At 34.6% G+C, this 6835-nt stretch carries 7 protein-coding genes; 6 read left to right on the plus strand and 1 reads right to left on the minus strand.

The features are described from left to right. Positions 1–132: 132 nt before the first annotated feature. From AB8B65_RS00905 to AB8B65_RS00915, 3 genes are read left to right on the plus strand one after another with little or no spacing between them, the layout of a single operon-like run. Positions 133–849, plus strand: coding sequence for a hypothetical protein (locus AB8B65_RS00905; RefSeq protein ID WP_405298907.1), 717 nt, complete (start codon positions 133–135; stop codon positions 847–849). Between the two features lie 33 nt (positions 850–882). Next, on the plus strand, positions 883–2397 hold the full coding sequence (locus tag AB8B65_RS00910; protein ID WP_405298908.1) for a M20/M25/M40 family metallo-hydrolase: 1515 nt from the start codon (positions 883–885) through the stop codon (positions 2395–2397). A 47-nt stretch (positions 2398–2444) separates the two neighbouring features. Then, the gene (locus AB8B65_RS00915; RefSeq protein WP_405298909.1) at positions 2445–2795 is read left to right on the plus strand and encodes a GIY-YIG nuclease family protein; all 351 of its coding nucleotides are present in this window, start codon (positions 2445–2447) and stop codon (positions 2793–2795) included. Positions 2796–2845: 50 nt separating this feature from the next. Here AB8B65_RS00915 and AB8B65_RS00920 read toward each other — a convergent pair whose 3' ends face one another. Beyond that, entirely contained in the window at positions 2846–3001 is a 156-nt protein-coding gene (locus tag AB8B65_RS00920; protein ID WP_405298910.1) for a hypothetical protein, read from the minus strand. Between the two features lie 196 nt (positions 3002–3197). On the opposite strand from AB8B65_RS00920, the gene AB8B65_RS00925 reads away from it, so the two are divergent. The 3 genes from AB8B65_RS00925 to recG all read left to right on the plus strand — a co-directional run. Further along, positions 3198–3857: a hypothetical protein gene (locus AB8B65_RS00925; RefSeq protein ID WP_405298911.1), complete on the plus strand. Its 660-nt coding sequence runs from the start codon at positions 3198–3200 to the stop codon at positions 3855–3857. Positions 3858–4116: 259 nt separating this feature from the next. Next, a complete protein-coding gene (locus AB8B65_RS00930) occupies positions 4117–4785 on the plus strand; it encodes a hypothetical protein (protein ID WP_405298912.1) in 669 nt (222 codons plus the stop codon). A gap of 98 nt (positions 4786–4883) precedes the next feature. Continuing rightward, a partial coding sequence (gene recG / locus AB8B65_RS00935; RefSeq protein WP_405298913.1) for an ATP-dependent DNA helicase RecG occupies positions 4884–6835 on the plus strand: 1952 nt, incomplete at its 3' end.

Below are 6835 nucleotides of genomic sequence, written 5' to 3' on the forward strand. Positions count from 1 at the left end.
TATCAGATTTCAATGAAATGTATGAATGGGAAGTGATAAAAGATCATTTTTTGTAAAAATTGAAATTACATATTGCAATTTTAGTATCTTGGTAGAGAAAGTAGCAATTCCTTTAAAATTATTGTATTCGTTATGAAAAAACACATCCTTTTATTCACCGTATTCTTCCATACATTGATGATTTTTGCACAAGAAGAAAAACCTACTGAATATCCTAATTTTACAGGAAAAACACTTGCTGAGATTGAAAAAGATAAAAATTGGTATGTTTTAGAAAAAGCTACTGGCGACTTAAATAAAGATGGTAAAGATGATGTTGTAATTGTGATAGAATCTAAGGAAGATTTTATAGAAATTCGCTGTGCCGATTGTCCAACTTCTCTGAGCAAAGCGCGCATTGTGCTCGTATTTTTATGTATGAATGATACATATAAAGTACATACGCAAAATAATGTATTTATTCCACGATCAGATGAAGGCGGCATGTCTGCAATGATAGCTCCTGATCTTAGTATTGCAGCCAATCAATTAACTATTGCACAGCAATATACACGTTCTGATGTTCGGTATGTATTTGAACTTCAAGAAGATCAATTTATGATTATATTCTCAGAAAGTAACAGTGTTCATGCTGCTTCTGGAGATACTGAAATTTGTGCGTTCGACTTTACAAAAAATGAAATTGTCATCACTAAAGGAAATATTGCAAATGAAGAAGAACTTGGGAATGAGGAAGAAGAAGGTATAAAAGAAAAAACAACCATTATTAAGTTTGATAAAAAACCAAAATCGCTTTCTGAGTTTGGAATCATGTACGAATGGGAAATTGCCGAGTATCGATATTTATAAGTATTCCATATGTTCCTTAACACTTATTTCTCAATGAAAAAACAACTTCAAAATACACTTTTACTCCTACTCTATTTATCAGGAAACCTAGTATTCGCTCAAACAGATTGGGATGCAAAAATAAAGCAAGAACTCCCAAAAATACTAGAGAAACATCGTGAATTGGTAAGTATTCCAAATGTAGCTTCCGATGAAGCAAACATGATGAAAAATGTTGATTGGGTTACAAAAGCTTTTAAAGAATTGGACTTTGAAGTTTCTATCTTAAAAACGTCCACATTGCCTGTTTTTTTAGCGGAAAAACAAGTGAATCCAAAGGCGAAAACGATTTTATTCTATTTACATTTAGATGGTCAGGCAGTCAATCCACAGAAGTGGAATCAGAAAGATCCGTTTCGTCCTGTGCTAAAAGAACAAGATGACGATGGTGTTTGGCAAATTATTAATTGGTCGCGCATCAAAACATATATTGATCCTGATTGGCGCGTATTTGGTCGCGCTGCAGCGGATGATAAAGCGCCGATTATTATGATGTTGTCCGCATTAGAGTTTCTTCAAAAAGAACAACAAAAACTGCAATATAACGTTAAAATCATTCTCGATTTACAAGAAGAAACACGTTCCAAAGGTTTTTTGAGCACACTTGAAACCTATAAAAATAAATATGCTGCCGATTATATGATTATTATGGACGGACCGGCGCATCCAACCAATAAACCTACGTTGACGTTTGGTTGCCGCGGAATTGCTACTATAAATATTAGCATTTACGGAGCCAAATTGCCGCAACACAGCGGACATTACGGAAATTATGCACCAAATCCTGTATTTAGCATGTCGCATTTATTAGCAAGCATGAAAGATGAAACAGGAAAAGTTGTTATTGATGGTTTTTATGATGGAATTACTTTAGATACAGAAACACAAAAATTACTAGCTCAAGTACCAGATGATAATGTGCAAATTCAGAAAAGTTTAGGAATTTCAAAACCTGATAATGTTGGTAAAACCTATCAAGAAGCATTGCAATATCCGTCGTTAAATGTGCGCCATATTGAAACTTCTTGGAAAGGTCCAGGTTTAAAAACGATTATTCCAGAGATTGTGACTGCGTATTTGGATGTGCGCTTGGTGAAAGAAACCAATGGAAAAGCACAATTAGATAAAGTCAAGAAACATATTGAGTCACAAGGTTATTTGGTATTAAATCGTAAACCAATAGATTCCGAACGTTCAAAACATACAAAAATCGCTACAATTACTACAAATGCTGGTGTAAGTGCGTTTCGAACGGACATTAATTCGTTTATTGGCAAAAAGTTACGAACCACGATTTCGAATGCATTTGGCAACGATCCAATCATGATAAGAACGATGGGCGGAACAGTTCCGATTACGCCTGCCATACAAGTGTTGGATATTCCTGCCATTATTGTTCCGATGGTAAATATGGACAACAATCAGCACAATCCGAACGAGAATATTCGCATCGGAAACATTACACAAGGAATTAAAATTTGCTTGGCAATTTTATCGATGAAACTATAAGTGACATTTCTCAATACTCACTACTAAAAACTCAATACTAATAGAAAATGCCTCGAACAGAATACCGAATTTACGTAGTAGAACTTTCAAAACGAGTGTTTACAGAAAATACAAAATTTCGCTTGGCGAATCCGCAATTTAATGGTGTATTAGAATGTTTGTATGTGGGAATGACGAGTAAAACACCTAAAGAACGTTTTGAGCAACACAAAACTGGATATCGCAATAAAAAAGGACACAAACTCTCTTCCAACATTGTGGAAAAGTATGGTTTATATTTACGTCCTAGTTTGTATAATCACATTGATCCGTTTCCAACAAGACATCAAGCGTTGCAAGCTGAAAAATTTATCGCTTTAGAATTGCGCAGAAAACGCTATGCCGTTTGGTTTAATTGATTTTTTATATGTGAAGAAAGAAAAAAGCGAACCGAAGTTCGCTTGAAAGACTATTGAGGTTCACACATTCTACATTCATTGCGTGCACGTGTGTTTGCTGCACAAGTTTGATTGACAGTTCCTCCTCCAACGACAATTTTTGAAGAATCAAATGCTGAAATTGATTTCTTGTTAAGTCTTAATGAACTAAGATTCTTTTTTTTCATAATGTAAATTTTAAAATTAATAATAACGAAAGCTAAGAAGTTAAAAAACATAAAAAAAGAAATGGTAATGACCATAGATATATTGTCAAATCAATAAATAGTACTCTAAAAACTATAAAAAAACGTATTTTGCTAATCTATAACATACAGAAATTAGAAGCCATTGGTTAACCTGTTTCAAAAAAACTAATATCGAATGATGAAAAATACATTACATATTTTACTGATAATATTTTTGTTGAACAGTTGTGAAAATGAGACAAAAAAATCGACTACAAAAGCAGCAGAGACAACAAAAAAAACTACTAAAGTTGCTAAAAAAGATATTTCAAAAGTTGACTATCCTTTAGACAGTTTGTTAGCATTTGATTCTGAAGAAGCCTTAAAAAAAGTCTTTGGTAAGCATATAAAAAGGTCTGTTGGCTATTATCCCGAAGGAATGGGCGAATACGAAATGACATTGCTATTTCCTGATTCAAAAAATCAAGTTGAATTTGTATGGGAAGAAGATTCATCAGACATGAACAAGCTTCAATATATACGAATTTTTAGTAAAGGCACAGATTGGAAAACAAAAGAAGGAATTACCATCGGAACCACCATGAAAGAACTTGAAGTTTTCAATAAAAAACCATTTGCATTTTTTGGGTTTGAATGGGATTATTCAGGAAGTATTGATTGGAAAGATGGCACACTTTCAAAGCGAAATATCTATGGAAATTTGGAATTACCTGATGCAACTATGACAGGACAATTTGTAGATTTATTAGGTGATATTTCGATTGAAACTTCTTCGAAAAGTGCCCAAAAAGCAAAACCAATTCTTCGCGAAATTATAATGAAACGTGCTAATTAGTATAGAAACAATCTAATAATAATAATATGTCAACTCGCTATAAAGTCAACGTTAAAAAGCTAATAGATGCGCAAACCATTTAATTATTAGTGTAAGATATTCACTCGAAAGCCAGTGAAATGAACGTTCCAGAATCTCCTGTATTTGTATTGTTAATGTTGTTTGAAGGCGCTTTTACCTAAATCCTTAAACGCAAAACAGTTACTTTTACTATTCTCTAATTGAAAAAACTTGACTTTACACTATAAAATAACAACGAATGAAAAGAATTCTTTTTTTAACGATCCTTGCAACGCTTTGTTTGACAACTGCTTGTGAAAACGCTTCTAAATCTAAAGATACAACGGTAAAAGAAACTCCGCCAGAAACAAAGAAACCAGTAGAAACAACAACTAAACCAACAGAAACAGTAAAAGAAAATACTGAAAATAACGAAGCTACTTCTATAGAAGCAGACATTCAGTTTATACGTGAAAAATATGCGATTATCAGTAAAGCAAAAAATTATAAAACGGTTCCTTTTGAGGTCAGATGCGATGAACGATCATCTTCTAAATTAATACGTAAATACAATGAAGAAGGCAAGCTAGCGTATTTAGAATTGCATGATTGTGGTGGTCATGGTTGTAGAACGAAGTATCATTATTATTGGGATGGACAGTTAATATTTATCTTTCACAAAAATGATTATACGCCAGGTAGCAGTCATATTATTGAAGAACATCGTACCTACTTTAAAAATGGAAAAATGATCCGATGTTTGGAAAGGGAAGCAAATTATTACGACGGACAACCGCCAATGGAAGAATTGCTTAAAAAAGCTAAAAATAAGGAAGTTGAATGTACTCCTAACAAACTAACTGAAAATTTATCAGAGATTGAAAATTTAAGTTTGGACAAAGCAAAAGCGTATTTCTGTAAATCCTAAGGTTCAAGGAATTTTCTAAGCAATACACAAATTAAAAATATACTCTTTCATTCATTTAATCATTTAATTTTTCAATCAAAAAACCTATTTTTGAATTGATGAATAGAAATGTATTACAAACTCCTATCGATTACCTTAAAGGCGTTGGTCCAAACCGCGCCGATTTGCTGCGTAAAGAGCTAGGAATACATACGTATCAAGACTTCATCAACCTATTTCCGAATCGGTATATTGACAAAACGCGCTACTTTAAGATTAACGAACTGCAACGAAATTCGTCCGAAGTACAAGTGCTTGGAAAAATTGTGCACATTAAAATGGTACAACAACAACGCGGAAAACGTTTGGTTGCCACTTTTGTGGATGATACGGGCGAAATGGAATTGGTGTGGTTTCGTGGTCACAAATGGATCAAAGACAGCATAAAACTAAATACGTCGTATGTAATTTTTGGCAAAACGAATTGGTTCAACGGAACCTTTTCAATGCCACATCCAGAAATGGAATTATTAAAAGAACACGAGCAGAGTCTACGAACGGCAATGCAACCTGTGTATCCATCTACTGAAAAGTTAAGCAATAAAGGCATTACCAACAGAGTCATCAATAAGTTGATGCAACAACTCTTCATAGAATCGCGCACGCAATTTTATGAAACCTTACCTCCTACGATTCTCGATGAATTGAAACTGATTTCCAAAAGTGAAGCCTTATTCAATATTCACTTTCCAAAAGGGCAAGAATTGCTCGCAAAAGCACAATATCGCTTAAAATTTGAAGAGCTTTTTTACATTCAAATTCAACTCATTACCAAAAACCTCATCCATAAAACGAAAATAAAAGGATTTCCGTTTGATCAAGTTGGCGAAAAGTTTAATGATTTCTATGCGAATCATCTGCCTTTTGAACTCACCAATGCACAAAAACGTGTGATTAAGGAAATTCGGAACGATTTAGGTAGCAATGCACAAATGAATCGTTTGTTACAAGGTGATGTTGGTTCGGGAAAAACGATTGTCGCGCTCATGTCAATGTTATTGGCGATTGACAATGATTTTCAAGCGTGTATTATGGCGCCAACGGAGATTTTAGCAATTCAGCATTACAACGGAATCATGGAATTGGTGGAACCTTTAGGTGTAAAAGTAAAGCTACTCACAGGTTCGGTAAGAACAAAAGACAGACGTGTAATTCACGAAATGTTAGAAGATGGTTCATTAGATATTCTCATCGGAACACACGCCATTTTAGAAGACAAAGTAAAATTCCAAAATCTCGGTTTGGCAATTATTGATGAGCAACATCGTTTTGGCGTTGCACAACGCGCTAAACTTTGGCATAAAAACACATTTCCGCCACATATTTTGGTGATGACAGCTACACCAATTCCGCGAACGCTAGCCATGAGTTTATATGGCGATTTAGATGTTTCTGTGATTGATGAATTGCCACCTGGCAGAAAAGCTATAAAAACGGTTCATAGGTATGATAGCAATCGTTTGAAGGTGTTTAAGTTTATTCGGGATGAAATTACAAAAGGACGACAAATTTATATTGTGTATCCACTTATTCAAGAATCGGAACAGTTAGATTATAAAGATTTAATGGACGGTTATGAAAGTATTGCGCGCGAATTTCCAATGCCAGACTACCAAATTTCCATTGTACACGGAAAGATGAAACCTGCCGATAAGGATTTTGAAATGAACCGATTCATCAAAGGTGAAACACAAATTATGGTGGCAACCACAGTAATTGAAGTTGGCGTAAATGTGCCAAATGCTTCCGTGATGATTATTGAAAGTGCCGAACGCTTCGGGTTGTCACAATTGCATCAATTACGCGGTCGTGTAGGTCGTGGCGCAGAACAAAGTTTCTGTATTCTTATGACAAGTCACAAACTAAGTGCCGACGGAAAAACACGTTTGGAAACCATGGTACAAACCAGCGACGGATTTGAAATTGCAGAAGTCGATCTCAAATTACGCGGTCCAGGAAATATTATGGGAACGCAGCAAAGTGGTGTGTTAAACCTAAAAATTGCGGATAT

Origin of the sequence: Kordia sp. (assembly GCF_045105435.1) — a bacterium.
In the GTDB taxonomy this organism is placed as follows: Bacteria; Bacteroidota; Bacteroidia; order Flavobacteriales; family Flavobacteriaceae; genus Kordia.

Coding starts and splice junctions, on each gene's coding strand:
- AB8B65_RS00910 (WP_405298908.1), top strand. CDS start 883: ATGAAAAAACAACTTCAAAATACACTTTTACTCCTACTCTATTTATCA.
- AB8B65_RS00915 (WP_405298909.1), top strand. CDS start 2,445: ATGCCTCGAACAGAATACCGAATTTACGTAGTAGAACTTTCAAAACGA.
- AB8B65_RS00930 (WP_405298912.1), top strand. CDS start 4,117: ATGAAAAGAATTCTTTTTTTAACGATCCTTGCAACGCTTTGTTTGACA.
- AB8B65_RS00920 (WP_405298910.1), bottom strand. CDS start 3,001: ATGAAAAAAAAGAATCTTAGTTCATTAAGACTTAACAAGAAATCAATT.
- AB8B65_RS00905 (WP_405298907.1), top strand. CDS start 133: ATGAAAAAACACATCCTTTTATTCACCGTATTCTTCCATACATTGATG.
- AB8B65_RS00925 (WP_405298911.1), top strand. CDS start 3,198: ATGATGAAAAATACATTACATATTTTACTGATAATATTTTTGTTGAAC.